The organism is Isoptericola jiangsuensis, from assembly GCF_002563715.1.
GTDB lineage: Bacteria > Actinomycetota > Actinomycetes > Actinomycetales > Cellulomonadaceae > Isoptericola > Isoptericola jiangsuensis.
Genome location: NZ_PDJJ01000001.1, coordinates 1,410,055 through 1,436,516 on the forward strand (window position 1 = coordinate 1,410,055; position 26,462 = coordinate 1,436,516).

The 26,462-nt window shown below is 75.1% G+C and carries 26 protein-coding genes and 5 tRNA genes; 13 read left to right on the forward strand and 18 right to left on the reverse strand.

Annotated elements, in window-relative coordinates; all coding sequences use genetic code 11:
- Positions 1-79 precede the first annotated feature (79 nt).
- Positions 80-457, forward strand: a complete 378-nt coding sequence (gene trxA / locus ATJ88_RS06355; protein ID WP_098463098.1) for a thioredoxin — start codon at positions 80-82, stop codon at positions 455-457.
- An 88-nt stretch (positions 458-545) separates the two neighbouring features.
- Here the strand turns inward: trxA and ATJ88_RS06360 are convergent, their stop codons facing one another.
- Positions 546-3,503 (reverse strand): glycosyl hydrolase, encoded by a 2,958-nt coding sequence (locus tag ATJ88_RS06360; protein ID WP_098463099.1) that lies wholly within the window; start codon positions 3,501-3,503, stop codon positions 546-548.
- A 200-nt stretch (positions 3,504-3,703) separates the two neighbouring features.
- Here ATJ88_RS06360 and ATJ88_RS06365 point away from each other — a divergent pair, with 200 nt between their 5' ends.
- Together ATJ88_RS06365 and ATJ88_RS06370 are read left to right on the forward strand one after the other, a co-directional pair.
- A complete protein-coding gene (locus ATJ88_RS06365; protein WP_098463100.1) occupies positions 3,704-4,039 on the forward strand; it encodes a hypothetical protein in 336 nt (111 codons plus the stop codon).
- A gap of 56 nt (positions 4,040-4,095) precedes the next feature.
- Positions 4,096-4,181: transfer RNA gene (locus tag ATJ88_RS06370), tRNA-Leu, on the forward strand.
- 16 nt (positions 4,182-4,197) lie between these two features.
- Here the strand turns inward: ATJ88_RS06370 and bcp are convergent.
- On the reverse strand, positions 4,198-4,671 hold the full coding sequence (gene bcp, locus ATJ88_RS06375) for a thioredoxin-dependent thiol peroxidase (RefSeq protein WP_245852192.1): 474 nt from the start codon (positions 4,669-4,671) through the stop codon (positions 4,198-4,200).
- Between the two features lie 94 nt (positions 4,672-4,765).
- On the opposite strand from bcp, the gene ATJ88_RS06380 reads away from it, so the two are divergent.
- The 3 genes from ATJ88_RS06380 (at position 4,766) to ATJ88_RS06390 (ending at position 5,436) form a co-directional block, all read left to right on the forward strand.
- The gene (locus tag ATJ88_RS06380; protein ID WP_425432661.1) at positions 4,766-5,119 is read left to right on the forward strand and encodes a GroES family chaperonin; all 354 of its coding nucleotides are present in this window, start codon (positions 4,766-4,768) and stop codon (positions 5,117-5,119) included.
- 124 nt (positions 5,120-5,243) lie between these two features.
- Positions 5,244-5,316 (forward strand) — tRNA-Lys (locus tag ATJ88_RS06385).
- A 44-nt stretch (positions 5,317-5,360) separates the two neighbouring features.
- Positions 5,361-5,436, forward strand: a tRNA-Lys gene (locus ATJ88_RS06390).
- Between the two features lie 62 nt (positions 5,437-5,498).
- Here the strand turns inward: ATJ88_RS06390 and ATJ88_RS06395 are convergent.
- Complete coding sequence (locus tag ATJ88_RS06395; RefSeq protein WP_098463103.1) at positions 5,499-6,329, reverse strand: SDR family oxidoreductase; 831 nt, start codon at positions 6,327-6,329, stop codon at positions 5,499-5,501.
- A 76-nt stretch (positions 6,330-6,405) separates the two neighbouring features.
- On the opposite strand from ATJ88_RS06395, the gene ATJ88_RS06400 reads away from it, so the two are divergent.
- From ATJ88_RS06400 to trmB, 3 genes are read left to right on the forward strand one after another with little or no spacing between them, the layout of a single operon-like run.
- Entirely contained in the window at positions 6,406-9,024 is a 2,619-nt protein-coding gene (locus tag ATJ88_RS06400; protein ID WP_098463104.1) for a LuxR C-terminal-related transcriptional regulator, read from the forward strand.
- Between the two features lie 55 nt (positions 9,025-9,079).
- Entirely contained in the window at positions 9,080-9,490 is a 411-nt protein-coding gene (locus ATJ88_RS06405; RefSeq protein ID WP_098463105.1) for a pilus assembly protein CpaE, read from the forward strand.
- A gap of 45 nt (positions 9,491-9,535) precedes the next feature.
- The gene (gene trmB / locus ATJ88_RS06410; protein WP_098463106.1) at positions 9,536-10,321 is read left to right on the forward strand and encodes a tRNA (guanosine(46)-N7)-methyltransferase TrmB; all 786 of its coding nucleotides are present in this window, start codon (positions 9,536-9,538) and stop codon (positions 10,319-10,321) included.
- A 15-nt stretch (positions 10,322-10,336) separates the two neighbouring features.
- Here trmB and ATJ88_RS06415 read toward each other — a convergent pair whose 3' ends face one another.
- Genes ATJ88_RS06415 through ATJ88_RS06435 form a run of 5 tightly spaced genes read right to left on the reverse strand, consistent with a single transcriptional unit; the run spans position 10,337 to position 14,833 of the window.
- Positions 10,337-10,942 (reverse strand): energy-coupling factor transporter transmembrane component T family protein, encoded by a 606-nt coding sequence (locus tag ATJ88_RS06415; protein ID WP_211287471.1) that lies wholly within the window; start codon positions 10,940-10,942, stop codon positions 10,337-10,339.
- A complete protein-coding gene (locus tag ATJ88_RS06420) occupies positions 10,939-11,628 on the reverse strand; it encodes an energy-coupling factor ABC transporter ATP-binding protein (RefSeq protein ID WP_098463107.1) in 690 nt (229 codons plus the stop codon). Before ATJ88_RS06420 ends, ATJ88_RS06415 begins: the two co-directional genes overlap by 4 nt.
- Positions 11,625-12,797, reverse strand: a complete 1,173-nt coding sequence (locus ATJ88_RS06425; protein ID WP_245852193.1) for a thiolase family protein — start codon at positions 12,795-12,797, stop codon at positions 11,625-11,627. Before ATJ88_RS06425 ends, ATJ88_RS06420 begins: the two co-directional genes overlap by 4 nt.
- Positions 12,794-14,185, reverse strand: coding sequence for an AMP-binding protein (locus ATJ88_RS06430; protein ID WP_141538623.1), 1,392 nt, complete (start codon positions 14,183-14,185; stop codon positions 12,794-12,796). The genes ATJ88_RS06425 and ATJ88_RS06430 overlap by 4 nt, the downstream gene beginning before the upstream one ends.
- 3 nt (positions 14,186-14,188) lie before the next feature.
- The gene (locus tag ATJ88_RS06435; protein ID WP_098463109.1) at positions 14,189-14,833 is read right to left on the reverse strand and encodes a biotin transporter BioY; all 645 of its coding nucleotides are present in this window, start codon (positions 14,831-14,833) and stop codon (positions 14,189-14,191) included.
- Between the two features lie 208 nt (positions 14,834-15,041).
- On the opposite strand from ATJ88_RS06435, the gene ATJ88_RS06440 reads away from it, so the two are divergent.
- The gene (locus ATJ88_RS06440) at positions 15,042-16,526 is read left to right on the forward strand and encodes a dihydrolipoyl dehydrogenase family protein (protein WP_098463110.1); all 1,485 of its coding nucleotides are present in this window, start codon (positions 15,042-15,044) and stop codon (positions 16,524-16,526) included.
- 64 nt (positions 16,527-16,590) lie between these two features.
- On the forward strand, positions 16,591-17,502 hold the full coding sequence (locus tag ATJ88_RS06445; protein WP_098463111.1) for an ATP-grasp domain-containing protein: 912 nt from the start codon (positions 16,591-16,593) through the stop codon (positions 17,500-17,502).
- Positions 17,503-17,705: 203 nt separating this feature from the next.
- Here the strand turns inward: ATJ88_RS06445 and ATJ88_RS06450 are convergent, their stop codons facing one another.
- The 7 genes from ATJ88_RS06450 to ATJ88_RS06480 all read right to left on the reverse strand — a co-directional run bounded on the left by ATJ88_RS06450 (position 17,706) and on the right by ATJ88_RS06480 (position 22,183).
- Positions 17,706-18,617 (reverse strand): ABC transporter substrate-binding protein, encoded by a 912-nt coding sequence (locus ATJ88_RS06450; RefSeq protein ID WP_098463112.1) that lies wholly within the window; start codon positions 18,615-18,617, stop codon positions 17,706-17,708.
- Positions 18,618-18,721: 104 nt separating this feature from the next.
- On the reverse strand, positions 18,722-19,447 hold the full coding sequence (locus tag ATJ88_RS06455; protein ID WP_098463113.1) for an ABC transporter permease: 726 nt from the start codon (positions 19,445-19,447) through the stop codon (positions 18,722-18,724).
- Entirely contained in the window at positions 19,444-20,085 is a 642-nt protein-coding gene (locus tag ATJ88_RS06460; RefSeq protein ID WP_098463114.1) for an ABC transporter permease, read from the reverse strand. The genes ATJ88_RS06455 and ATJ88_RS06460 overlap by 4 nt, the downstream gene beginning before the upstream one ends.
- On the reverse strand, positions 20,082-20,903 hold the full coding sequence (locus ATJ88_RS06465) for an ABC transporter ATP-binding protein (RefSeq protein WP_098465166.1): 822 nt from the start codon (positions 20,901-20,903) through the stop codon (positions 20,082-20,084). Before ATJ88_RS06465 ends, ATJ88_RS06460 begins: the two co-directional genes overlap by 4 nt.
- A 211-nt stretch (positions 20,904-21,114) precedes the next feature.
- Positions 21,115-21,190, reverse strand: a tRNA-His gene (locus tag ATJ88_RS06470).
- 104 nt (positions 21,191-21,294) lie between these two features.
- Complete coding sequence (orn, locus tag ATJ88_RS06475) at positions 21,295-21,933, reverse strand: oligoribonuclease (RefSeq protein WP_098463115.1); 639 nt, start codon at positions 21,931-21,933, stop codon at positions 21,295-21,297.
- Between the two features lie 4 nt (positions 21,934-21,937).
- The gene (locus tag ATJ88_RS06480) at positions 21,938-22,183 is read right to left on the reverse strand and encodes a hypothetical protein (protein WP_098463116.1); all 246 of its coding nucleotides are present in this window, start codon (positions 22,181-22,183) and stop codon (positions 21,938-21,940) included.
- Between the two features lie 173 nt (positions 22,184-22,356).
- On the opposite strand from ATJ88_RS06480, the gene ATJ88_RS06485 reads away from it, so the two are divergent.
- A complete protein-coding gene (locus ATJ88_RS06485) occupies positions 22,357-23,574 on the forward strand; it encodes an MFS transporter (RefSeq protein ID WP_170023547.1) in 1,218 nt (405 codons plus the stop codon).
- 41 nt (positions 23,575-23,615) lie between these two features.
- A tRNA-Arg gene (locus ATJ88_RS06490) sits at positions 23,616-23,691 on the forward strand.
- 6 nt (positions 23,692-23,697) lie between these two features.
- On the opposite strand, the gene ATJ88_RS06495 is transcribed toward ATJ88_RS06490, so the two are convergent.
- Genes ATJ88_RS06495 through ATJ88_RS06505 form a run of 3 tightly spaced genes read right to left on the reverse strand, consistent with a single transcriptional unit; the run spans position 23,698 to position 26,404 of the window.
- Positions 23,698-24,540, reverse strand: coding sequence for a DUF6999 family protein (locus ATJ88_RS06495; RefSeq protein ID WP_098465167.1), 843 nt, complete (start codon positions 24,538-24,540; stop codon positions 23,698-23,700).
- A 32-nt stretch (positions 24,541-24,572) separates the two neighbouring features.
- Entirely contained in the window at positions 24,573-25,277 is a 705-nt protein-coding gene (locus ATJ88_RS06500) for an iron-containing redox enzyme family protein (protein WP_098463118.1), read from the reverse strand.
- Positions 25,274-26,404, reverse strand: coding sequence for a 3-oxoacyl-[acyl-carrier-protein] synthase III C-terminal domain-containing protein (locus tag ATJ88_RS06505; RefSeq protein WP_098463119.1), 1,131 nt, complete (start codon positions 26,402-26,404; stop codon positions 25,274-25,276). The genes ATJ88_RS06500 and ATJ88_RS06505 overlap by 4 nt, the downstream gene beginning before the upstream one ends.
- Positions 26,405-26,462 lie beyond the last annotated feature (58 nt).

The following is a 26,462-nucleotide window of genomic DNA, read 5'->3' on the forward strand; positions in this document are numbered from 1 at the left end:
GGTCCGCGGCGCCCCTGGAATACCCGGTGGGGTTTCTGCGCTGTTGCCGGGTAGTACGTCATCCACGAGAGGACTCCGCATGGCCACCGTCGAGCTCACCGACACCACCTTCGAGCAGGCGATCAAGGACAACGACATCGTCCTGGTCGACTTCTGGGCGTCCTGGTGCGGCCCCTGTCGCCAGTTCGCGCCGGTGTTCGAGGCGTCCAGCACGGACCACCCCGAGATCGTGCACGCGAAGGTCGACACCGAGGCGCAGCAGCAGATCGCCGCCGCCGCCGGGATCACCGCGATCCCGACCCTCATGGCGTTCCGCGAGGGCGTCCTCGTCTTCAACCAGGCGGGCGCCCTGCCCGGCCCGGCGCTGAAGCAGGTCGTCGACGCGGTCAAGGGCCTGGACATGGACGAGGTCCGTGCCCAGATCGCCGCCGCGAACGACGGCGCGTCGCAGTCCTGACGACGCCCGCGCACGACGCGACGACGGCCGCCCCGGGATCCCTCCGGGGCGGCCGTCGTGCTGTCCGGACGAGGTCCGGGAGCGGCGGCTACTCGAACGGCAGGGTCATGCTCGACGCGGCGCCCGTGGCGACCTGCGGGCGCAGGGTGCCGAGCGCGCTCCACAGCTCGACGGTGACCGTGCCGCCGTCGAGGTCGCCGAGCGCGCCCGTGGTGCTGACGGGCCGTCCCTCGGAGGCGTACGTCTCCGGGCCGACCACGGGGTCGGTCGCGAAGTAGGCGTACGTCTCGGTGCGGTCGACGGTGCCGTCGCCGGTGAGGTCGTAGCTGACGCGGGCCTGCACCGCCAGCCCGACGTGCGGGCCGCCGTCGACGGCGAACGCGAACCGGGTGCCGCCCCCGGTGTGCCGCGCGGTGACGTCCGTCGCGGTGAACACCGTCGCCTCGTGCGGTGTGCCGTCCCGGGTGGCGCCGCCCGCGCTCGCCAGCGTCACCACGCCGTCCGGTCCGGGCTGCGCCGGCAGCGTGCCGCCCGCCCCGAGGTGCCGCGTCGCGGCGAACGGCTCACCGGTGGGATCCGGGTCGGGCGACGGCGTCGGGTCGGGCGTGGGTTCGGTCGACGGCGTGGGCGTCGGGTCCGGGGTCGGCGACGGGGGAGCGCTCGGCTCCGGCGACGGCGTCGGGCCGCCCGTGGCGGACCCGCCCTCGAACGACCGGGCCCCCACCGCGACGGTCCGGCCGGCGGGGACGGCGACCGTGCGCCCGTCGGAGAACGTCACCGTGACCGGCGCGGCCGTCACGTTGGCCGCGACCCACGTGCGTCCGGCGGCGGAGTCGAACGCGACCGCCAGCGGGTGGTCGGCCCGGATGTCGGCCGCGACCGTGCCGAGCGAGGCCAGGTTCCGGATCCAGTGGTAGGTGTGGGCGCGGGTCTCGCCCTCCTCCGGCGTGTACGACGACGACGTCAGCAGGTCCAGCGCCCGCTGCCCGTCGGCGAGCGCCAGGTGGTTCCACAGGATGTCCTGCCACACCGTCGGCGGGCCGCCGTTGACGGACTCCAGGTGGGCGTAGGCGGCCCGCACGGTGGCGGGCGACGACCCGAGGTACAGGTGGGAGCCCGTGATCGGCAGGGTGTTGATGCCCTGGATCATCTCCGGCTCGCCGCTGAACCACGTCGCGTACGCCCCGCCGTCGCCCCACACCATCCCGACCACGGGATGACCGAACGCGGCGGGGAACGTGTCGCCGTCGACGTCGAACCAGTAGCGGTCGATCGCCGCGGCCTGCGTGGCGTAGATGTAGGCCCCGGCGTCGCGGACGGCACGGTCGCCGGTCGCCTCGCCCCACTGGACCAGCGCGCCCGCGAAGTTCATGCCCTCCGAGCTCGACTCCTGGTTGTTGCCCGCGGCGAACGCGCCGTGGCCCGACGCCCAGTCGTGCCCCGCGTACACGTCGAAGTCGCGCAGGTACGGGAACCGCGTCTCGCTGCGGTCGTAGCCGTTCGCGTCCCGGATCAGCAGGTCCACCATCGGGCCGTAGTCCTGCGCCCACGCCGGGTCGAACCGGGCGAGCGTCGCGGCCGCGGCGATGAAGTACCCGTAGTGGAAGTGGTGGTCGTTGAGCTCGGTGTCGGACCCGTAGGACGCCGGGAACCCGACGAGCGTGCCCCACCCGGCGTCGTAGGAGAACACCTGCTCGGTCTTGCCGGGGGTGGCGGTGAACCAGTCGGTGAGCACCCGGCGGACGTCGGCGAGGGCCGCGTCGCGCTGGGCGGTGCGGCCGAGCTGGTCGGCGATCTCGATCACGCGGGTGGCGCGCCCGAGGGCCTTGCCCGTCCAGTACGTGTCGGCCTTGACCTGGCCGAGCGGGTCGCCCAGGTCGTCGAGCAGCGCCTCCAGCTCCGCGCGCCCGGCGCCCGCGGACGTCGCGACGGCCGGGACCTCCGGCAGCAGCCCGCCGAACGGCGTCGCGGTGGTGAAGGAGTCGACGTCGGTGAGGACGGCGAGGTCGCCGCGCGGGGACGTGTAGGTGACGCCCGTGGGGTCGTCGCCGGTGAGGTACGCCGACTGGTGCGGGTACAGCGCGGCGATCGTCCCGGCGTCGTCGGCGCCCGGCCACGGCGTCGTGGTGACGGCGTAGGTGGTGCGCACGACGCCGTCGGCCTCGTCGTAGTCGTAGTCCGCGCGCGTGCCCGTCACCGGCGCGCGCCCGGCCGCGGTGTAGGCGTCGAGCAGCGCGGTCCGCCCGGCCGCGCCGACGTCGGGCAGCAGCGCGACGGCGAACCGGTCCGTGGCCGCGCGGCGCGTCGTGCCGCTGCCCGTCCAGCGCACGTCCGCGGGCGCGACCGCGAGGTAGTCGGCCCCGCCGACGCTCACGCCGAGCCGTCCCGGCTCGTCGAGCCAGACGTCCGGGGACCCCGCGAACGTGAGCAGCGCGTCGCCGCCCGTCGCCTCGAACCACGCCACGGGCAGGCCGTGCCCGATGGTCGCGCGCAACGACTGCTGGCCGTCGTCCCACACCGGGTCGACCGTCCAGTCCGTCCAGCCGCCCACCTTGACGTCCGGTGCGTCGAGACCGACCACCCCGGCCCGCAGGTCCTCGGCGTACGGGAAGTGGTACTCCGCGACGCCGGTCGGCGTGCCGCTGATCGCGGGCGTCGTCGTGTAGGAGACGCCGAGCCCGCCCGCCGAGGGCAGGTAGGAGGCCGGGTGCGCGTGCAGGGGCGCGCTGAACGAGCAGTCGAACACCTTGAAGGCCAGCGACGACCACCAGTCGTTGGTCGGCAGCGGGGTGTCGGGGGCGTCGTCGGTGACGAACGCGCGCGGGTCCGCCTCGATCGCGTCGCAGCCCTGCGGGGCCGACCCCACGCGGTCGGTGGTGTAGCTGCCCGCGCCGACGTCGACGACGTCGGCGCTCGCGGGGGCCGCGGTGCCGACGAGCGTGCCGCCGGCGAGCAGGGCCAGGGCGGCGGCGACCGCGGTGCGGCGTCGTCGCGGAGGGTGATGACTCGTGTCACTTACGGGGACAGGTCGACTGCGGAACGTCATCGTTCGGTCACCTCGCGGGCTGCGGCACCGGTCGGAGCGCCCGCCCGGCGCCCCCTGCCGGCCTCGTCGCCGACCCCGGGGCGGGGCTCGCGGTGCGTGTTAACGCGAGGTTACACGGCTTGGTGACACGTGCAACTAGGCGGACGCGCGGTCCATACTGGTCCCGCCAGCCGGACGGGGCCGACCAGCAGGAGGCGGACGTGAAGACCTTCCGCTTCTCCGCGCCGCGGGTGCGCAGCGACCGGGTCGACGCCCGCAACCTCCGGATCTCGGAGGCGCTCGTCCGCGCGCCCTCGCTCACCGCGGCGCAGGGGCTCCTGCGGCAGCACGGCCTCGTCTCCAAGGACTGGCGCCGCGCCTTCGTCAGGGACGAGGACGTCCTGGACGTGCCCGGCGTCGGGCAGGTCGCATGGCGTGACGTCGACGCAGGGGAGGGTCAGGCCGACGGGCCGGAGTCCGGATGGGTCTACGTCCCGGTCGACGAGTTCCTCCAGGACCTGCACGCCCGCTTCCAGGCCGACGACCGGGCGGTGTGATCGGCCGTCGGCGCCCCGGCCCGACAGGCCCGGAGCGCCGCTAGACTGAGCCGCCGGCCGGAGTGGTGGAACAGGCAGACACGCGGCACTTAGGATGCCGTGCCCGAGTGGCGTGCGGGTTCAAGTCCCGCCTCCGGCACCAGACCTCGCGTCGACCCTCAGTCGATGCCGAGCGTCTTGCGCAGCCGGGCGACGTGCCCGGTGGCCTTGACGTTGTGCTGGGCGACCTGGACGACGCCGTCGGTGCCGACGACCACCGTCGAGCGGATCACGCCCACGTACGTGCGGCCGTAGTTCTTCTTCTCGCCCCACGCGCCGTACGCCTCCAGCACGGTGTGCTCGGCGTCGGACGCGAGCGGGAACGTCAACGCGTCCCGCTCGGCGAACGTCGCCAGCTTGGCCGGCTCGTCGGGGGAGACGCCGACGACGGCGTACCCGGCGCCCTGCAGCGCGGCGAGCGAGTCGCGGAAGTCGCACGCCTGGGTGGTGCAGCCCGGCGTCATCGCGGCCGGGTAGAAGTACACGACGACGCCCTTGTCCGCGGACGCGCGCAGGTCGGCGAGCGACACGGTGCCGCCGTCGGCGGTGGGCAGGGTGAAGTCGGGGGCGGTGTCGCCGGCGGCGAGCGTCACGGGGTCTCCTCGGTGTCGGTGCGGGTCCGTCGTCGAGCCTATCCGGCCGGTGGACGGTGCCCGGCGGGGAGTTCGGCTCGCGTAGCGTGGTGCCGTGAGCTCCGCAGCACCCAGCACCTCGACCCCGGGCACCGCGCCGCTGCCCATCCGCATGCTCCACGACCGTGTCCTGGTGGACCCGGAGGTCGACTCGTCCGAGCGGCAGTCGTCCGCCGGGCTCGTCATCCCCGCGACCGCCGCGGGGCCCAAGCGGCTCGCGTGGGCGAAGGTCGTGGCCAAGGGCGAGCACGTGCGCCAGGTCGCCGTCGGGGACCGCGTCCTGTACGACCCGGAGGAGCGCGCCGAGGTCGAGCTCGGCGGCACCGACTACGTGCTGCTGCGCGAGCGTGACGTGCACGCGGTGGCTCAGGCGCACGACGACGACGGCTCCACCGGCCTGTACATGTGACCTGCCCGGGCGGTGCCTGACCTGCACGGCAGCCCCCCGCGGGTCTGTCGTGGAGGTCACAGCCCGAGTGCCCGGAGCCGGTTCGAACGACGGCTCCGGGCCTGGTAATGTTTCACCTCGCAACGCGCCATTAGCTCAATTGGCAGAGCAGCTGACTCTTAATCAGCGGGTTCGGGGTTCGAGTCCCTGATGGCGCACCGGCAACGACCTCCACCGCTCCGGCGGGGTGGTCCGCGCTCCTGCGCCATTAGCTCAATTGGCAGAGCAGCTGACTCTTAATCAGCGGGTTCGGGGTTCGAGTCCCTGATGGCGCACCACGAGGCCCTCGTCGCGACAGCGGCGAGGGCCTTCGACGTCCCCGGGGCGGGTCGCCCGGCTCTCAGCCCCCGACGCCGCGGGCCCAGACCGCGTCGAGGCCGCGTGCGGGCAGCACCGCCTTCATCGCGAGGATCATCCGGGCGTCCCGGCCGACCACCGTGCGTGGGCGGGTCCGACGCCGGACGAGCTGGCGTTCGACGGCGGCCGCGACCTGCTCCGGCGGCTTGGCGCCGCGACGGATCCGGCCGACGAGCTGCCTCTCGCCCGCGAAGTGCGGCGCGTACAGGGGCGCGAGCGCCGGGTCGAGGCCGGCCTCCAGCTCGTCGAGCAGCTCGTCCATGCGGTGCCACGGGTCGGTGTCCACCACGCCGGGCTCGACGAGCGCGACCTGGACGCCGAAGGGTCGCAGCTCGACCCGCAGGCAGTCGGCGACGGCCTCGACGGCGTACTTCGACGCGTTGTACAGGCCGGTGAACGGGAACGAGACGCGGCCGTTGATCGACGAGATGAACACGACGCGGCCGCGGGCGCGCCGCAGCCGGGGCAGCACGGCCCGGGTCAGCGCGAGCGGGCCGACCAGGTTGACGTCGAACTGGTGGAGCATGTCCGTCCGGGACAGGGTCTCCACCGGCCCGGCCACCGCGACGCCCGCGTTGTTCACCAGGGCGTCCAGACGGTCGGGCAGGACGGCGTCGAGCGCGGCGACGTGCTCGGGCACGGTCACGTCGAGCTCGACGGGCGTCACCCGGTCGGACGCCTCGGCGAGCTCCTTGGCGGCGACGTCGTCCCGGACCCCGCCGTAGACGTGCCAGCCGGACCTGGCGAGGCGCAGCGAGATCGCGCGGCCGATGCCGCGCGAGGCGCCGGTGACGAGGACGGTGCGGGTGCTCATGACCCCACCCTCGCCCCGGCCGTACGCCGCGCCGCGAGTAGTGCGGTACCCGAGCTCCCGTCGCTAGCATGAACCCATGGAGCGGACTTGGCCGCTCACCGGCCGGGACGACGAGCTGCGGACCCTCGCGGCAGCCGTCCGACCGGGAGCGGCCGGCATCGTCGTGGCCGGTCCGGCCGGGGTGGGCAAGACCCGGCTCGCCCGCGAGGCGCTGGCGCTCGCCGCCCGCCGGGGTGCGACACCGGTGTGGGCTCACGGCAGCGCCGCGGCCCGCCCGCTTCCCCTGGGCGCGTTCACCGGCGTCCTCGACCTCCCGGCGGGGGAGTCCGCCGAGTCCGTGGGCCGTGCGTTGGAGCACCTCGCCGCCCGCGAGCGCCTCGTCCTGGCCGTCGACGACGCCCACCTGCTCGACGAGCACTCCGCGATCCTGCTCGACCGGGTGGTCGAACGCCGGGCCGCGACCGTCCTGGTCACGGTCCGGGCGGGGGAGCCCGCGCCCGACCCGGTGACGTCGCTGTGGAAGGACGACCGTCTCGCCCGGCTCGACGTGGCTCCTCTGGACGCCGCGCGGACGGCGGAGCTGGTGGCGCGGGTGCTCAGCGGCCCCGTCGACCAGGCGTCGGCGCACCGCCTGTGGGCCCTCACCGAGGGCAGCCCGCTGTTCCTGCGGCACCTGCTCGGCGGGGAGGTGTCGGCCGGGCGGTTCGCCGCCACGGCGGGCGTGTGGCGGTGGACGGGCGACCCGGCGATCCCCCCGGGGCTGGCCGACCTGCTCGCCCGGGAGATCGGCGGGCTGGCCCCGCCCGTGCAGGACGTCGTGGACCTCGTGGCGCTCGCCGAGCCGGTGGACGTCACGACGCTGTGCTCCCTCGCGTCGGCGGGTGCCGTCGAGGAGGCCGAGGTGCGCGGCCTGGTCCGCACCGACGGCACGGTGGCGCGGCTCGCGCACCCCCTGTACGGCGAGGTGCGGCGCGCCGTCATGGGGACGGTGCGCGCCCGGCGCCTGCGCGGGCTCGTCGCCCGCACCCTCGACCCGGGACCCGACCCCGTGCCGCGGGCCGTGCTCACCCTCGACTCCGACCTCGGCGCGGACCCGGTGCTGTTCCTGCGGGCGGCCGAGGCCGCGACCCGCCTGTTCGACCTGCCGCTCGCCGAACGGCTCGCGCGCGCCGCCGCCACGACCGGGGCACCGGTCGCCCGCCTGGTGCACGCCGCGGCGTTGTCCTGGCTCAGCCGGGGCGACGAGGCCGAGGCCATCCTCGTGGACCTGGTGGCGTCCGCCACGGACGACGCGACCCGGACGATGGCGCAGCTGCACCGGGCGGGCAACCTGCTCTGGACGATGGCGCGGCCCGCGGAGGCGCGTCGGGCGCTCGCCGCCGCGGAGGCGACCGGTGCGCTGCCGCTGCACGTCGCCGGGATGGCCCTGGCCCTGGCGGCCGCCGACGGCGACCTGCGGGCGGTCCTCGAGGGTGGCCCGGCGCTGCTGCGCGCCGACCTGCCGGACGACCTCGCGCGCATCCTCGTGTCGTCGGCCGTCACGGCGGCCGCCGCCGTGACGGCCGACCAGGAGCTCCTGGACGAGGCCGCGACCGTCGGCGGCCTCACCCCGGACCGTGTCCCGACCAGCATCCCCGGGTTCGGCCTCGCGGACATGCAGGTGCTCGGGCACCGGCTCGCCGGGACCCCCGGGCGCGCCGCCGAGCAGGCCCGCCGCATGCGCGACGTCTCGGCGGACCTCCCCGGGCCGGCGCACCTCATGGGCCTGGTCGTGGCCGGTCACGCCGCGCTCGCCGGGGGCCGGGTCCGGGACGCGCTCGTCCTGCTGCGGGACGCGTGGGCCGGGCTGGCGGACTCCGGGCACGAGTTCCGGTTCCGCTGCCGCACCCTGCTCGCCACGGCCTGGGCGCTGGCCGGCGACCCCGGACGGGCTGCCCCCCACCTGGCCGGGATCGTGGTCGGCGCCCACCCCGCCTACCGCCTGTACGCGCCCGACGACCTCCTGGCGCGCGCGTGGGGTGCCGCCGCCGAGGGGGCGACGACCCAGGCGGTGACCCACGCGACGGACGCGGCCACCCTCGCGCGAGCGATGGCCGCACCCGCCTACGAGGTGCTCGCCCTCCAGACCGTCGTCCAGCTCGGGGACGCGGCCGCCGCCCTGCCGCGCCTGGAGGCGCTCGCAGGGCTCGGGCCCCGGGCCGACGTCGCGCTCCGCCACGCCCGGGCCGCGGTCGCCGAGGACGCCGAGGCCCTGCTGCGGGCCGCCGACGAGTGGGTCGCCCTCGGCGACCTCGTCGCCGCGGGGGATGCCGCCGCCGGGGCGGCCGCGGTCCACCGGCGTGCCGGACGCCGGGGCTCGGCGTTCACCGCCGCGGCGCTCGCGCAGGACCTGGCGGGCCGGTCCGGGGCGCGCACCCCGGCCCTGACGGACGCGGTGCACCCGCTGCCGCTGACGGCGCGGGAGCGGGAGATCGTCACGCTCGCCGCCCGCGGGTGGTCGAACCGGGAGATCGCGGACCGGCTGACCGTCTCCGTGCGGACCGTCGAGGGCCACCTCTACCGGGCGGGCCTCAAGCTGGGCGTCTCCGAGCGGGCCGGGTTCGGCCCCGTGCTCGGCCTGGCGTCCGACGCCGCGCCGGACGGGCTCCCGGACCGGTCGGCACGCGTCGTCGTGGACGGCCCGGCCGCCCGCTGAACCGGTGCCGCCGCCCGGCGGTTGCGTCCCGGCGCGCGGCGGGCACGATGGGACGATGATCTCGACCCGGCTCGCCGCACGGCTGCGCGACGCGGGCCTCGTGTGGCGGCCCGTCGACGGCGACCGGTTCCACATCGACGCCCCGGAGCTCGACGCCGACGTCTTCACGGTCTCGACGATGACGATCGAGGCGCACCAGTTCCCGACCGGCACCGTGCTCGGCTTCAACGGCACCACCGAGTGGGCGCTGGACTCGGTACGGATCGAGGACACCCTGTGGTTGCCGCGCGAGGACCAGCTCCGCGACCTGCTCGGCGGCACCTTCCGGACGCTGCGGCACGACGGCGACGCGTACGTGGTGCACGCCGAGCTGCTGGGCGAGGAACGCACCTTCACCGGGCCCGAGGCCGCCGAGGCGTACGGCGAGGCGCTGCTCGCCCTCGTCACCCTGTCGGGCGACGGCTGACCGCTCCCGGCGGGGCGCACGGCGCGCGGCCCGTAGGCTTGGTCGGTGCCCGAGACCCCTGAACCGACCGCCGGCGAGACCCCGCACCTGCGTCGTCCGCTGAGCTACGTGCGCCGGACGGCGCGCCTCACGCCGAGCCAGCAGCGCGCCTGGGACACCCGCCGACACCAGTACCTCGTGGACGTGCGCCGCGAGACGGAGCACCGGGTGCTGTCGGTGCACCCCGACTGGCGGTTCGACGCCGCCGCGGAGTTCGGGCGCTCGGCGCCGCTCGTCATGGAGATCGGTACGGGCCTGGGGGAGTGCGTCGTCCACGCGGCCGCCACCCACCCGGAGCGCGACCACCTGGCCGTCGAGGTGTACACGCCCGGCGTGGCCTCGACGATCGTGCGGGCCGGCCACGCGGGCACCGACCCCGCGGACGCGGGGGGCGCACCGGGCCAGGAGCTGACGAACCTGCGGATCCTCCAGGCGGACGCCGCGGCCCTGCTGGAGCACGGCCTGCCCGCGGCGAGCCTCGACGAGCTGTGGGTGTTCTTCCCCGACCCGTGGCCCAAGAAGCGGCACCACAAGCGGCGCCTGGTGTCGCCCGAGTTCGCGGAGCTCGCCGCACGGGTGCTGCGCCCGGGCGGCGTCTGGCGGCTCGCGACGGACTGGGCGGAGTACGGCGAGGTGATGCTCGCCGTCGGCGACGGGTCCGCGCACTTCCGCAACGCGCACCAGGAGGGCAACGTGGCGCCCCGGTTCGAGGGCCGGGTGATGACCAGCTTCGAGCGCAAGGGCCTCGACGCAGGTCGGTCGGTGACGGACCTGGAGTTCGTGCGCCGCTGACCGGTGCCGGCCGGGTCAGTCGTCCAGGCCGCGTGCCCGCAGCGCCTCGCCGAGGGCGTCGGCCTGCCGCAGCGCGCCGACGACGAGCGGCACCGCGAACGCCCTGACGTCGCGCTCGCGCCCGCGGGCGCGCCGGGCGTCCCGGACGCGCCCGGACAGGGCGGTCAGCACGGGCACGGTCCGCAGGGTGAGGGCCAGGACGAGGGCGGCGCGGTCCGCGTCCACGCCGACGCGCTCGAACGGGCGCAGCGCCCGCTCCAGGGCGCCGAGGACGGCGGACGTCGCGGTCGTCAGCGTGACCAGCCCGGCCAGGGCGACGAGCACGACGAGCCGGGTGGTGAGCACGGCCGCGCCGAGTGCCCCGACCGTCCACACCTGGACCGCCGCGAGCACCGGCACGACCCACCGCAGGGGCCGCACCTGCCCCCACAGCGCCCGCGGTCCCAGCCCGGCCAGCGCGTAGAGGGCCACCACGCCCACCACGGCGACCGCAGCCCCGGGCAATGACCCGACCGCCGGCATCGCCACCGACAACCCGCACAGGGCGAGCAGCTTGGTGCCCGCGCCGAGGCGGTGCACCACCGACGGCCGTCGTCCCGCGCCGGGCGGGGTCCCGGTCACGCCGGGACCCCCATGAGCGTCCGGTAGGCGGGGACGGCGACCGCGGGCACGTCGTCGACGACGACGCGGCCGTCGTCGACGACGAGCACCCGGTCGTAGCCGGCCACCAGGTCGAGGTCGTGGGTGACGAGGACGACGTCCTGCTCCAGCGCCGCGAGGCGGGCGGCGACGTCGCGGGTGCGGCGCAGGTCGAGCAGGGTGGTGGGCTCGTCCGCGACGACGAGCCGCGGGCCGGACACGAGCACGCCGACCAGCGCGAGGAGCTGCTTCTGCCCGCCGGACAGCAGGTGCGCGGGGTGGTCGGCGTGCCCGGCGAGGCCGTACCGGTCGAGCTCGGCGGCGACCCGCGCGTCGATCTCGGCGCGGGACAGGCCCGACCGGCGCAGCGAGTAGGCGACGTCCTCGGCGACGGTGGGCATGAGGATCTGCGCGTCGGGGTCGGTGAACATGAACCCGACGCGCCGCCGGACGTCGCGCCCGCGGCGCCGGGTGTCGAGCCCGTCGACGTGCACGGAGCCCGTGGTGGGCAGCACGAGCCCGTTGAGGAGCCGCGCGAGCGTGGACTTGCCCGACCCGTTGGCCCCGATCACGGCGACGCGCCGTTCGGTGATCCGCAGGCTCACGCCGCGCAGCACGTGACGGCCCTCGCGGTGCACGTGGACGTCGTCCAGCACGATCTCGGTCATCGGACCACCTCCACCAGCACCGCCACGCCCTGACCCCCGGCGGCGGCCGCGGCCGCCACCCCCAGCGAGCCGTCCGGGACGTCCGCACGCACGAGCCGGGAGAACAGCCGCACGAGCGCGACGGCGCCGCTCGCGCCGAACGGGTGCCCCCGCCCGAGGGCGCCGCCGTCCGCGTTCCACCGCGGGTCGGCGAGCACGTCGAGGCCGAGGTCGTCGCCGACGGCCAGCACCTGCCCGGCGAACGCCTCGACGACCTCGAGCGCGGCGACGTCGTCGAGCCGCACCCCGGCGCGGGCGCACACCCGGCGCACGGCCGGCACGACGGCCAGGGGCGCGTCGGCAGGGGTGCCCGCCACGGCGACGGTCGCGACGACCCGCAGCCCGGCCGCCCCGGGCGGGAGGGCGTCGTCGGCGACGAGCGCCACCGCCGCGGCGCCGTCCGCCGCGGGCGCGGCCGACAGCGCCGTCACGGAGCCGCCGGGCGTGAACGCACCGGGCAGCCGCGCCTGCATGCCCGGGGGCACGGTGCGGGCGTGCTCGTCGTGAGCGAGCGACCCGACGCCGGTCGTCTCGGCGGCGAACCGGTCGGCCGCGTGCGCGGCGAGGATCCGGGCGTGGGACGTCGCGGCGCAGGTGTGCTGCCGCTCCCGGTCGATCCCGCGCCGGGTCGCGAGCGCCTCGGCGGCGAGCCCGAGGTCGGGGTCCGCCCAGGGCGGCGGGGCGAACGACGCACGCGCGTACCGCAGCGGGCCGTGCGCACGGGTCGGTGCCCGCCCGGCGACCTCGACGCCCCCGGCGAGCACGACGTCCGCCTGGCGGGCGTCCACCAGGGCGGACCCGAGCACGACCGCCGCGAGCCCGGAGGCGCACTGCCTGTCGACCCCGACGCCGGGCACGTGCCGCCCGAACGCGGCCAGCGCGGCCCGGCGGGCCACGTCGCCGCCGTGCCCGGCCGCGTTGCCGAGCAGGACGTCGTCGACGTCGGCGCGCTCGCCGCGTGGTGGGGTGCCGGGGCCGCGAGGTCCGGGTGGTGCGGCGCGGAGTCCGCCCGCGAGGTCCTGGGCGCAGGCCGCGAGGACCGCGGCGGCGAGCGTCGTCTCGTCCTGCGCCGCGTGCCCGCGCCCGGCGCGCCCGACCCAGGTGCGGCGCGCGGCCACGATCACGCTCACCGCAGGGCCTCCAGGTCGCCGACGTCCGCCGTGGGGTCGATCCCGGCGACGGCCGCTCCCAGGGCCGAGCGGGCGGGCTTGCCGCCGCCGGTGCGGGGCAGGGCGTCGAGCCGGTACCAGCGGCGGGGACGCTGCGCCGGAGCGAGGGTGCTGCGGGCGACGCGGTCGAGGTGGGCGCGCAGCCCGGGGCGGGCGTCGGCCTCCACGACGGCCACGACGACGGCGCCGAGCCGGCGGTGCGGCGCCCCCACGACGACGACGTCCCGCACGCCCGGCACGGGGCGCAGCGCCAGCTCGACGTCCTCGGGCACCACCGTGGCGCCGGCGGTGAGGATGGCACCGTCCCCGCGCCCGCGCAGCACGAGCGGCGCGTCGGGTCCGGCGAGGTCGGCGAGGTCGCCGACGGTGCACCAGTCGCCGGACCGCTGCAGGGGACCGCGGGCGCCCGCGAGGTAGCCGTCGGCGGTCCAGGGGGACCGCACCCAGACCTCGCCGAGCCCGGTGTGCGGGGCAGGGCGCACGTCGACCTCGACCTCGGGGAACGGCCGCAGCCCGTCGCCTGTGTCCACGGCGACGAAGCTCAGCTCGACGGCGCCGTAGTAGGCGACCAGGCGCAGGCCGTGCGCGGCGGCCCGCTCGTGCTGGGCGCGGTCGAGGGCGGCGCCGCCCACGACGACGGTGCGCAGCCGGCTGGGCGCGCCCTGGTCGAGGGCGTCGAGGAGGTCGTCGAGACGGGACGGCACGACGTGGGCGACGTCGACGTCGGGAAGGGCCGCGACGGCCGCGGTCGGCGTGGGGGCGACGAGGACGCCCGCCCCGGTGCCGAGGGCGTGCACGGCGGCGAAGCAGTGCAGGGAGCCGGCGAGCGGCCCCGTGACGAGCACGGTGTCGGCGGGGGTGGTGCCCGTCAGCGCGGACACGTGCCCGAACGACCGCGTCCAGGAACCGCGGGTGCGACGCACCGCGCGCGGCCGGCCCGTGCTGCCCGACGAGAAGCCGGCCCAGGCGGCGACGTCGTCCGCCGGTGGTGGGCCGGGATCCGCCGGGACGCGCCGGCCCCGCGGCAGCGGGACGGCGACGACGGCGGCCGGTGCGAGCGCGCGCAGCACCTCGGCGCGCTGGTGGACGCCCCACGCGGGGTCGCCCACCAGCGCCACGCCGCCCGCGTGGTCGACGGCGAGCATCGCGACCAGGGTGTCCACCGGGTCGGTCAGGGTGAGGGCGACCAGATCGCCCGCCACCACGCCCACGCCGCGCAGGTGCGCGGCCCCCGCGGCGACGTCCGCGGCGAGCTCGGCCCACGTGCGGGTGCGGTGCGCGCAGCGCAGCGCCGCGCGACCGGCGTCGGGGCCGGTCGCACGGCGCAGCACCTCGTGGGCGACGGGCACCGCTCAGGCCGCCCGGCGGTGGTGCGCGAGGGCGGCGGGGTAGGCGCGGGCCACGCCCACGGTGACACCCGCGCACGCGAGGGCCTTGAGCACGTCCCCGGGCACGAACATCAGCGACAGCAGCGCGGTCTCGGGCAGCGGCACCCCCGTGACGAGGGCCTGCACCGGGACGCCGAAGGCGTACACGACGGCGACGCCGCCCACGAGGCTCGCCCCGAGCACCCCCGCGAACGTGACCCGTCGCAGCCGCTCCACCAGCAGGCCCACGACGAACGCGCCGACGACGAACCCGACGAGGTAGCCGGCCGACGGGCCGACGAACACCCCGAGCCCGCCGCGGCCCCCGGCGAGCAGCGGCAGCCCCGCCGCGACGAGCGCGAGCAGGGTCAGCACGGCGAGCGCGCCCCGCCGCGCCCCGAGGATCGCGCCCGCCAGCATGACGCCGAGCGTCTGGAACGTGATCGGGACGGCGTTGCCGAACAGAGCGAGCGGACCCGGCATGCCGAGCACCGCGATGAGCGCCGCGAACGTCGCGACCCGCGCCGCGTCGGCGGCCGTGGCCCGCTCCGGTGCCGACCAGGTGTCGTCCGCGGCGGTGCCGGCCCCCACGGGCGTGGTCGCGCTGGGCGTGGTGTCGCTGCCGGTCATCGTGCTCCTTCGTCGGGCGGTCCTCGGGCCCTTCCACTGTGACCGTCCCCGCGCCGCCGGTTCGCCGGACCGCCGGCCAGCGTGGGGTCGTCGGCGTGCACGGAACGTACAACGCGTTGTCGGGTCCGCCCAACGCCGCACGGCCCGGCGTGCCCGATCCCTCCAACTCGGGCTGCGCCCGGCGCGTCCTCGGGGAACGATGCCAGGCATGGACACCTACGACGTCATCGTCATCGGCGCGGGCCCCGTCGGGGAGAACGCCGCCGACCGCGCCACCCGCACCGGCCTCTCCGTCGCGGTCGTGGAGGCCGAGCTCGTCGGCGGGGAGTGCTCCTACTGGGCGTGCATCCCCTCCAAGACGCTGCTGCGCCCCGGCGCGGCCCGCGCCGCCGCGGCGGCCGTCCCCGGCGTCGCCGACCCCGGCCCCCTCGACGTCGACGCCGTCCTCGCCTGGCGCGACGAACGCACCGGCGAGGGCGACGACTCCGGGCAGGAGGCCTGGCTCGACTCCGTCGGGATCACCCTGCTGCGCGGCCACGGACGGCTCGTCGGCGAACGCGTCGTCGAGGTCACGCCCGCCCTGGGCGTGGACGACGACGCCGACGGCCAGGTGCGACGCCTCACCGCCCGCTGCGCCGTCGTCGTCGCCACCGGCAGCGCCCCCGTGCTGCCCGGCGTGCCCGGCCTGGCCGAGGCCGAGCCCTGGACGTCGCGCGAGGCCACCGCCGTCGAGTCCGTCCCCGACTCGCTGATCGTCGTCGGCGGGGGAGTCGTGGGCTGCGAGATGGCGCAGGCGTACGCCGACCTCGGCTCCCACGTCACCCTGCTGGCCCGTGGCACGCTCCTCGGCGGCGCGGAGCCCTTCGCCGGTGAAGCCGTCGCCGCCGCCCTGCGCGACGCCGGCGTCGACGTCCGCCTCGGCGTCGAGACCCGCGCGGTCACCCGCCCCGAGCCCGGCGGACCCGTCACCGTGACCGTCACCGACACCGACGGGGGCGGACCCGCCGACGTCACCGCCGCCGAGCTGCTCGTGGCCACGGGCCGCCGGCCCCGCACCGGGGACGTCGGCCTCGACACCGTCGGCCTCGACCCCGCCGCAGCGTTGACCGTCGACGACACCACCGCCGTCGTCGGCGCCGCCCCCGACGACCAGGGCCGCCCCTGGCTCTACGCCTGCGGCGACGTCACCGGCCGCGCCGCGACCACCCACCAGGGCAAGTACGAGGCCCGCGTCTGCGGGGACGTCGTCGCCACCCGGTTCGGCCACGACGGCGCTCGCGCCACCGACGTCGAGACCGCCGGCGACTGGAGCCGCTACCGCGCCACCGCCGACCACGGCGCCCGCACCCAGGCCGTGTTCACCCGCCCCCAGGTCGCCTGGGTCGGCCCCACCGAGGCCGCCGCGCGCGCCGCCGGGAAGGACGTCGACGTCGTCACCTACGAGCTCGGGGACGTCGCCGGTGCCGGCGTCACCTCGCCCGACTACGCCGGCCGCGCCCAGCTCATCGTCGACCGCGAGCGCCGCGTCGTCGTCGGCGCCACGTTCGTCGGCCCCGAGGCCGCCGAGATGCTGCACGCCGCCACCATCGCCGTCGTCGGCGAGGTCCCCCTCGACCGGCTCTGGCACGCCGTCCCCGCGTTCCCCACCGTCAGCGAGGTCTGGCTCCGCCTCGCCGAGAGCTCCGGCCTGTGAGCCGCCACGGCTCTTCACCCGGGACGCACACCGGCACCCCGCACCGGCCGGATAGGCTGCGGACGTGACCCAGACGAAGCGAGTCGGACTCGCCACCTGCTCCGTCCTGCCCGACCTCGACGCGGACGACCGGCCGCTCCTCGGCGCCCTCGCCGCCCGCGGCGTCACCGCCGAGGCCGTCGTCTGGGACGATCCCGACGTCGACTGGGACGCCTACGACCTCGTCGTCGTCCGCTCCACGTACGACTACTCGCCGCGCCGTGACGAGTTCGTCCAGTGGGCCCGCACCGTGCCCCGCCTCGCGAACTCCGCGGACGTCATCGCCTGGAACACCGACAAGACGTACCTCCAGGCCCTGGAGCAGGGCGGCGTCCCCGTCATCCCCACGATCTGGCTCGACCCCGACCGGCACTTCTCCAAGCGCGCCATCCACACGCGCATGCCCGCGTTCGGCGACTTCGTCGTCAAGCCCGTCGTGTCCGCGGGCGCCAAGGACACCGGCCGCTACCAGCCCGTCAGCGCCCAGTCCCGCGCCATGGCCATCGACCACGCGAAGGACCTGCTCGAGTCCGGCCGCGCCGTCATGATCCAGCCGTACGTCACCAGCGTCGACACCGCCGGCGAGACCTGCCTCGTCTTCGTCGAGGGCGAGATGCGGCACGCCGTCCGCAAGAACGCGCTGCTCACCGGTCCCAGCCGCCCCACCCAGGGCCTGTACCGCAAGGAGCAGATGAGCGCCGTCCAGGCCACGCCCGAGCAGGTCGACGTCGCCCGCAAGGCCCTCGCCGTCGCGCACGAGCAGGTCGATCAGTCCACGCCGTTCCTCTACGCCCGCGTCGACCTCGTCACCGGCGCCGACGACGTCCCCACCGTCATCGAGCTCGAGCTCACCGAGCCGTCCCTCTGGCTGAAGTACTCCGGCGAGAGCGACACCCTCGGCAAGCTGGCGGACTCGATCGTCGCTCGCCTGGGCTGATCTGCCCGCCGGACGTTCGCGGGCCGGAACCCGAGGGCGGCGCGGTCGCGCTCACGGTCGCTGCGCGACCTGCGCTTCCCGTCCGACGACCGCGCCGCCCCCGGGCCCCGGCCCGCTCGGCCGCCGGGTCCGGTCGTGCCGCGCGGACGACGAACGCCCCTCGCACCTGTCGGTGCGAGGGGCGTTCGCGTCGTGCGGGCGGGTCAGGACAGGCCGTTGTCCGCGAGCCAGTCGGTGGCGATGTCGTCGCTGGAGCGCTGGTCCTCGGTGGACTCGACGTTGAGGGCGACGAGGCCCTCCGGGGTGAGGGCGGCGCTGACCGGGTCGAGGACGTCGGCGACCTCGTCGGCGACGTCCGCGCTGACCACGGGCACGACGTTGGAGGCGAGGAACAGGCCCTCCGGGTCCTCCAGGGTGACGAGGTCCTCCGTCTGGATGCGTGGGTCGGCGCTGAACACGTTGGCGACGTTCACGGTGCCGGCGACGAGGTCCTGCACGGTGGTGTCGCCGGTGGCCTCGAAGGACACGTCGACGCCGTAGACGTCCGCCAGGCCCTGCGGGCCGTAGGGGCGCTCCTCGAGCTCGGGCGGGCCGCCGAGGGTGAGGTCGGGGACGCCCGCGAGGTCCGCGATCGAGGTGAGGCCGTTGGCCTCCGCGAACTCCGCGGTGACGTTGTAGGAGTCCTGGTCGGTCGCGGGCGACTGGTCCAGCACCGCGAGGGTGTCGGGCAGGGCGTCGGCGAGGGCGGCGTAGACGTCCTCGGGCGTGGTCGCCGTCGTCTCGGGGTCGAAGAACTGCAGCAGGTTGCCCGTGTACTCGGGGAACACCTGCACCTCGCCGCTCTCCAGGGCGGGCATGTAGGCGTCGCGCTGCCCGATGGAGAAGTTGCGCTCCACGGTGAACCCGGCGCCCTCGAGGGCCTGGGCGTAGATCTCCGCGACGATCTCGTTCGAGTAGTACGCCTGCGAGCCGACGACGATCGTGCCGGCCTCGGGGCTCTCGGCGGAGCCGGACTCCGCGGCGAGCGGGTCGGAGTCGCCGCCGCACGCGGTGAGGGTGAGCAGGGCCGCCGCGGCGCCTGCGACGAGGAGGGTGGTGCGTCGTGCGTTGCGCATGGTGTGCCTCTTTGTGCCTCTCTGCGGGGCGTGCCCGGTGACAGGGGTGGGGTCGGGGAGGTCGGTGCGGTTCAGTCAAGCACGCGATGCCCGGTTGGTCCTGTTCAGGACGGTGTCGGGGCGGTGCGCCGACGGCGGACGGGTGCGTCGGGGGACGCCTGGCGGACGCGGACGCCGCGCGGTACGACGGCGCGCTCGGCGAGGGCGAAGACGGCGTCGAGGAGGACGGCGAGGGCGACGACGAGCAGGGACGCGCCGAGGATCTGCGAGAAGTCGCGCAGCTGGATGCCCTGGACGATGTAGAAGCCGAGACCCCAGCTGCCGACGTACCCGGCGAGAGTGACGGTGGCGACGACCTGGAGGGTCGCCGACCGCAGCCCGCCGACCAGCAGGGGCAGGCCGAGGGGGATCTCCACCTGGCGCAGCACCTGACCGGACGTCATGCCGACGGCCCGGGCGCCGTCGACGACGCGCTTCTCCACGGCCTCGACGCCGGTGTACGCGCCGGCGAGGATCGGCGGGATCGCGAGCAGCACGAACGCGGTGGTGGCGGCGCCGACCTTGTGCGTGACCCCGACGACGAGGACGAGCAGCAGGACGAGGCCGAACGACGGGACGGCGCGGGCGGCACCGGACAGCGCCACGGCGACCTCGCGGCCGCGGCCCGTGTGCCCGACGGCCCACCCGGCGGGGATCGCGATCGCGGCCGCGATCAGCACGGACACGACGGTGAACGCCAGGTGGGTCCAGATCGCCTCGGGCAGCGGCAGGGAGCCGGTGAGCCGGTCGGGGGAGAAGATCCACGCGAACGCGTCGGCGAAGAGGTTCATGCGGCACCCGCCCGGGTCCACGGCATGAGGGCGCGCCCCGCGACGGCGAGCAGCCGGTCCACCACGAGGGCGACGACGACGACGGCGACGACGCCCGCGAGGATCTCCGCGACGATCTGCCGCTGGTAGCCGTTGGTGAACAGGTACCCGAGGTTGTCGATGCCGATGAGGATGCCGACGGTCGCGAGCGAGATCGTGGACACCGCGGTGACGCGCAACCCGGCGAGCACCACAGGGCCGGCGAGCGGCAGGTCGACCTGCCAGAACCGGCGCCACGCCCCGTACCCGACGGCGTCCGCGGCCTGGCGCACCACCGGGTCGACCGAGCCGAGGGCGTCGGCGACGAACCGCGTCATGATCGCGACCGCGTAGATCGTCAGCGCGACGACGAGGTTGACCTCGGACAGGAAGCTGATGCCGAGCACCGGGGGGAGCAGCGCGAACAGGGCCAGCGACGGGATCGTGTAGAGCAGCCCGACGAGGGTGAGCACGAGCCCGCGCGTCAGGCGGAACCGGTAGGCCAGCCAGCCGGCCGGGACGGACAGCAGCAGGCCGAGCAGGATCGGCAGGGCGCACTGGCGCAGGTGGTCCACGGTGAGCCGGCCGATGAGGTCGAGGTTGTCGGCCACCCACGTCATGAGGGGTCCTCCACGAGCACGCCCTGGGTGCGGCCGTTGGCGTCCACGAGCACGGTGCCGCGCGCGGTGTCCTTGGTGTGCAGGGCGCGGGCGCCGCGCTCGACCCCGATGAACGACGCGACGAAGTCGCTCGCGGGCGCCTCGATGATCTCGCTGGGGGAGCCGATCTGCGCCACCTGGGCGCCCTTCTCCAGGATGACGACCTGGTCGCCCAGCAGGAACGCCTCGTCGATGTCGTGCGTGACGAACACGACGGTCTTGTGCAGCTCCTGCTGCAGGCGCAGCGTCTCGGTCTGGAGCTCGGCCCGCACGATGGGGTCGACGGCGCCGAACGGCTCGTCCATGAGGAGGATGTTCGGGTCGGCGGCCAGGGCGCGGGCCACGCCGACGCGCTGCTGCTGCCCGCCGGAGAGCTGGCTCGGGTACCGCTCGGCGAGCGCCGCGTCGAGCCCGACGACGTCCAGCACCTCGTGCGCGCGCTCCCGGGCGCGGGCCTTCGGGACGCCGTCGAGGCGCAGCACCGTGGTGACGTTGTCGACGACCCGCAGGTGGGGGAGCAGCCCACCGTTCTGCAGGACGTAGCCGATGGAGCGGCGCAGGGCCACGGGGTCGCGCTGCCCGACGGGTTCGCCGTCGATCTCGATGCTGCCCGACGTCGGCTCCACCATCCGGTTGATCATCCGCAGGAGCGTCGTCTTGCCGCTGCCGGACGACCCGACGAGCACGGTCGTGCGGTGCGGCGGCACGACGAGGTCGAAGTCCGCGACGGCGTGCGTCCCGTCCGGGTACGTCTTGGTGACCGACCGGAACTCGATCATGGGCGCCTCCTGGTGCTGGTCGGACCGGTGCGGTCCGACGTCCCAGCCGATCACACCCGGCGCGCGGGCGCGCGGTACGGGGGCGGGCGCGCCGCGAACCCGGACGGATCGGACCGCCCGGCGCAAGACCCTGCGCGGCACCGGGGCGCGGTGCGTACCTGCGCCGGAGACGCGACGAGGCCCGGACGCGGACGTCCGGGCCTCGTGCTGCTGGGGTGGCTAACCGGGCTTGAACCGGCGACCTCCTGGACCACAACCAGGCGCTCTACCAACTGAGCTATAGCCACCACGGTGCCGTCAGGACGAGCCGTCCAGCACCAGGTGATGGACCGGAACCGAAGGACCGGGCCGTCGAAAAGTGTACATGCTCGCCGGGGCGATCAGGACATCGTCAGGGCTGCGGCACGGACTTCGTGACCGAGGTCTCCTTGATGCGGGCCGCGACCGCGCGCGCGGTCTTCGTGTCCGGGCCCGGCGCGGCCACGAACAGGGCCTCGCGGTAGTAGCGGAGCTCGTCGATCGACTCCAGGATGTCCGCCAGCGCCCGGTGCCCGCCGTCCTTGGGGGGCGAGGCGAAGTAGACGCGCGGGAACCAGCGGCGCGCCAGCTCCTTGATCGAGGACACGTCGACGATCCGGTAGTGCAGGTGCCCGACCAGCTCGGGCATGTCCCGGTCGAGGAACATCTTGTCGGTGCCGACCGAGTTGCCGGCCAGCGGCGCCTTGCGGGCGTCCGGGACGTGCTCGCGCACGTACGCCAGGACCTGCGCCTCGGCGTCGGCCAGCGTGGTGCCGGCGTCCAGCTCGTCGAGCAGCCCCGACGTCGTGTGCATGTCGCGGACGAAGTCGTCCATCTGCTCCAGCGCCGCCGCCGGCGGCCGGATGACGACGTCGACACCGTCCCCGAGCACGTTGAGCTCGGAGTCGGTGACGACGGCGGCGACCTCCACCAGCGCGTCCGCGCGGGTGTCCAGGCCGGTCATCTCGCAGTCGATCCACACGATGCGGTCGTTCGGGTTGCTCGGGCTCACGGCCTCAGCCTACGTTCCGCGCCCCGACGGGCCGGGTCACGGCGTCGTCGTGGCGTGGCGACCACAGGTGGTGCAGACGTTCCACCGCACCGTGCCACCACAGGTGGCGCACGGTGAGGTGCGGTGCGGACGGGGGTCGGGCCTGCCGCTGGGAGCGGCGGACCTCGCGGTAACGACGCTCGCGCTCGGCGTCCGCCTGGCGCTCGTCGTGGACGACCCGGTACAGGGTCATCGCCTCGATGGTGTGCATGGGAGTTGTCCTTCGTGACGTGGGATCTTCATCGGTCCGGGCCAGGGACCACCCGACCGTCCTGATCAGGACGGACGTCACCGCGGTGTCCCTCCAGCATGGGGGACCGGGTGGTCGCGACGCACGGTCTTTTCTGAGGGAGCGCACCGCGGTGCGCCCGGTACGTTGTGGCCGTGACTTCACCCGCGGCCGCGCTGCGCACCACGACGTTCCGCGTCCTCACCGCGGGCTGGGCCCTGACGAACTTCGCGGACTCCGTGCTGTCGCTGATCTTCGCTGTCTGGGTCACCGACCTCACCGGCAGCGCCGCGCTCGGCGGAGCCACCTTCGCCGTGTTCGGCGCACCCGCGTTCGTCGCCCCGTTCCTCGGCCGCCTCGCCGACCGGGTGTCGCGACGCCGCATGCTCGTGTGGACGTACGTCGCGGGTGCCGCCGTCCTCGTCCCGCTGTTCTGGGTGTCCCAGGCCTCCCACGTGTGGCTCGTCTACGTGGTGGCCGTCGTGTACGCGACCGTCGCCTACGTCACCGCCGCGTGCCAGTCCGGGCTGCTGAAGGACATGCTGCCCGACGAGTCCCTCGGGCACGCCAACGGCCGCCTCGCCGCCATCGACCAGGTGTTCCGCCTGTCCATGCCGCTGCTCGGCGCCGCCGTCTACGTGTGGACCGGGCCGATGCCCCTCGTCGCGGCCGCCATCGCGGCCTTCCTCGGGGCCGCCGCCGTGTTCGCGGCCGTGCGCATCACCGAGTCCGTCGCCGCCGACGAGGACCCGCGCGGCTTCTGGCCCGAGGCCGCCGACGGGTTCCGCCACCTGTTCTCCACCCCGCCGCTGGCGGGCATGACCTGGACGATCCTCGGGGCGCTCGCCGCCGTCGGCCTCGTCAACGCCGTCGCGTTCGCCATCATCGACCACCTCGGTCTCCAGGCCGCGCTCCTCGGCCCCCTCACCACCCTCCAGGGCGTCGCCGGGCTCGCCGCAGGACTCCTCGCCGGGCGGCTCATGATCCGCTGGGGCCGCGTGCGCGTCTTCACCGTCGGGCTCCTCGGCCTCGCCGTCGGGCTCGTGCCGCTGGCCGGGTCCAGCGTCGTGGCGGCCGTCGTCGCCATGGGCGTCGTCGGGTTCTCCGTCACCTCCGCCGTGGTCGCGTTCGTCACCGAACGACAGGTCATGACCCCCGCCCGCCTCCAGGGGCGCGTCGGCGCCGCCAGCCACGTCGTGCTCAACCTGCCCGGCGTGCTCGTCACCCTCGCCGGTGCGGCGGCGCTCGCCGTCGTCGACCACCGCGTCCTCGTGCTCGTCAACGCCGCCGTCTGCCTCGTGTGCGGGCTGCTCGCGCTGCGGCTGCGGGCCGTCGCACCGGGCGACGACGCCCCGGGCGGCGCGACCGCGTGACGGGGCCGGTCACGGGCGACCAGTGGCTACGATGTGCCTGCGCCTCCATAGCTCAATGGATAGAGCAACGGCCTTCTAATCCGTAGGTTGCAGGTTCGAGTCCTGCTGGGGGCACCACGGCGCTCAGGTGGTCCGCGGGACCCCGCCCCGCTGCTCCGCGATCGAGACCAGGTGGGCGTGGGCGTACTCGCACACCAGCGCGTGCCGGTAGACGAGCTGGGGGACGTCCACGTTCGTGTCCATCCACAGGCTCATCGGGCCCATCTTCCAGTGCTCGAAGCGTTCGTCGCCGGTCAGCACGGCGAGGATGCTGAGGAACGAGTCGTCGAACCGCATCGAGTGGATCGCGCGGCGGAACTCCTCGAGGCTCAGGGCCACGCAGAACGGGATGTTCATCAGGCACAGCGCCGTCTGGATGTCCAGCTGCAGCAGTCGGCGCCGACCTCGTTCGGGATCGAGGGCCGGCACGTCGAGCTGGGTGAGGTCCAGACGGTCCGGTGCCTCGATCCGCACCCCGTCGAGCGCGATGAGCACGTCGTAGACGTTCACGTCGTGCTCGACCACCGCGTTGTCGCCCAGCCCGGACAGCGTGGTCGGCCGCAGCGTCACGGGCTCGATGGGGGCCGGGGTGTTGCGGATGATGAAGTTGACCAGGTTCGTCTCCACCACGAAGTGGCGGATCAGCAGCTCCACGGCGTCCGGCGCCACGAACCGCCGCAGGAACCACAGGCACAGCGCGTCCATCGTGGCCAACGACATCCACCGGCCCGGCGCGACCCGCTTCACGACCGAGAGCACGGCCACGAGCACGCGGGATACGATCCGGGCCAGCGGGTACAGCAGCCGTCGTGAGGGCCGTTGCTGGTCCTCGATGATCAGCCGGACCACCGGCTTGTCGAGGGGTACCGAGGGGTCGGCGTAGACCGCCTCCCACATGCTCGGGTCGGACCTCACGAAGTCGGGCACGGCACGCTCCACTCTGTCGGGTCGGGTCCGGCTCAGATCTCGTCCAGCTCCGACAGCTGCATGACGTAGAGCCGGGACACCACCCGCGCGCAGGAGACGATGGCGTCGGCCGCGGCGTCGTCGATCCGGTCGGACGTGAGGATGGCGTCCAGCGTGCCGGTGTGCTCGGCGTCCGCGTCCTGGTGGTAGGCCATGAAGTGCACCTGGTCGTCCGCCAGCCCCAGCACCTCCTGGAACCTCCGGGCCCACACGCCCGCCTTCTGCGCGCCGAGCCCCTCGATGACGAACATCGCACCGAGGCACCCGACCGGGTTCGGCCGGCTCGCCTCGTGGAACAGGTAGCCCGACAGCGCCTGCGAACCGATGTTCTTCCGCCCCGCGCGGAGCGACTCGAGGGAACCGCCGACCGCCACGTAGTCGCGCTCGAGCAGCAGGTGGTCGCGGTGCTCCTCCAGCGCGTGCGCGATCGCGGCCGAGCGGAGGTCGAAGTGGTCCATGTCGAAGTTCGACGCCGCCCGCGCGATCCACGGCGACCCGTCGACGACCTGCTGGCGCAGGTTGTGCAGCAGACGCTGGTAGTCCGCCACCGTGACGTCCCCGTCGGCGAGCGCCCGCAGGATCGGCACCTCGTCCAGCAGGGCCTCGAACTCGGTCCAGACGTCGGCGAGCCGGGCGAGCAGCCCGGAGCGGTCCGGCTGCGGCGGGCGGTAGCCCTCGACGGTCGTGGTGGAGGTCATCTGGTGCTCCTTCGGGGTTCGACGACGGTCAGGTGGGCGAAGCCGAACGAGAACCGTCCGGACTCGGGGACGGCGAGGAGGATCGTCTCGCCCGGTGCGAGGCGCCCGGTGCGCCACGCCTCCTCCAGGGTGATGAAGATGCTGGCGGCGCCGGTGTTGCCGCACGTCTCCAGGTTGGAGAACCAGCGGCTCGTGTCCATGCCGGGGATGCGGGCGCTCAAGGCGTCGAACACCACGTCGCGGAAGGCGTTGGTGCTGTAGTGGCAGAGCACGTGGTCGAGCTTGCGGAGATCGACCAGTCCGCGGTCGACGAGCTCCTCGAACTGCGCCAGCCCGGCCGCGGCGAGCTCGTCGAGCACGGCCGTCTCCTGACGGATCTGCAGCAGGCCCGCCTTCTCGGCGGTGGCGACGTCGTCGTGGTCCTGCCACGTCCGTCCCGCGACGGCGGTCGGACCGTCGAGGCCGGCGCGCATGCAGACCTCGTGCTCGTGCGCGAGGGAGACCTGACGGACCCAGTCCACCCGCAACGACGGCCGGTCGGGACGCGGCTGGAACTCGACGATCGCGGCGCCCGCGCCGTCGGAGAGCATCCAGCGCAGGAAGTGGGCGTCCAGGTGGTCCTCGACACCCTCGAAACGTCGCTGGTGCAGCCAGCGGCTGGACAGCTCCGAGCCCACCACCGCCGCCCGCGGGTGGTCGCCGAGCCGCACCTTGCTCACCGCCGCGTCCAGGGCGGCGATGCTGGACGCGCACACCCCGCCGGCGGACAGCACCTGCATCGGGCCGCCACCCAGCCGCCCGTGCACCATCGAGGCGAAGCCCGGGACCAGCAGGTCCCCCTGGGTCGTGGCGCAGGCGAGCATGCCGAGGTCGGCGGCCGTGATCCCCCGGTCGGCGAGCGCCGCCTCGAGCGCGTGCACGGCGAGCTCCTCGTTGAGCTCGGTGGTGCGGCCCTCGTCGTCCATCGCGTAGTACCGCTGCCGGATGCCGTTCGCGCGCTGGATGCGAGCACGCAGGCGGTCGGTGCGTCGGTCGACGCCGCCGAGCCGCTGGGCCACGTCGTCGTTGGTCACCGGTTCGCCGGGGAGGTATCTGCCCAGTCCGGTCAGGTAGGCGGTCGCTGGCATGCGGTCATCTACCCACACCTGCCACGACCCGTGTCAAGGGGACCCGCCACGTGGACAC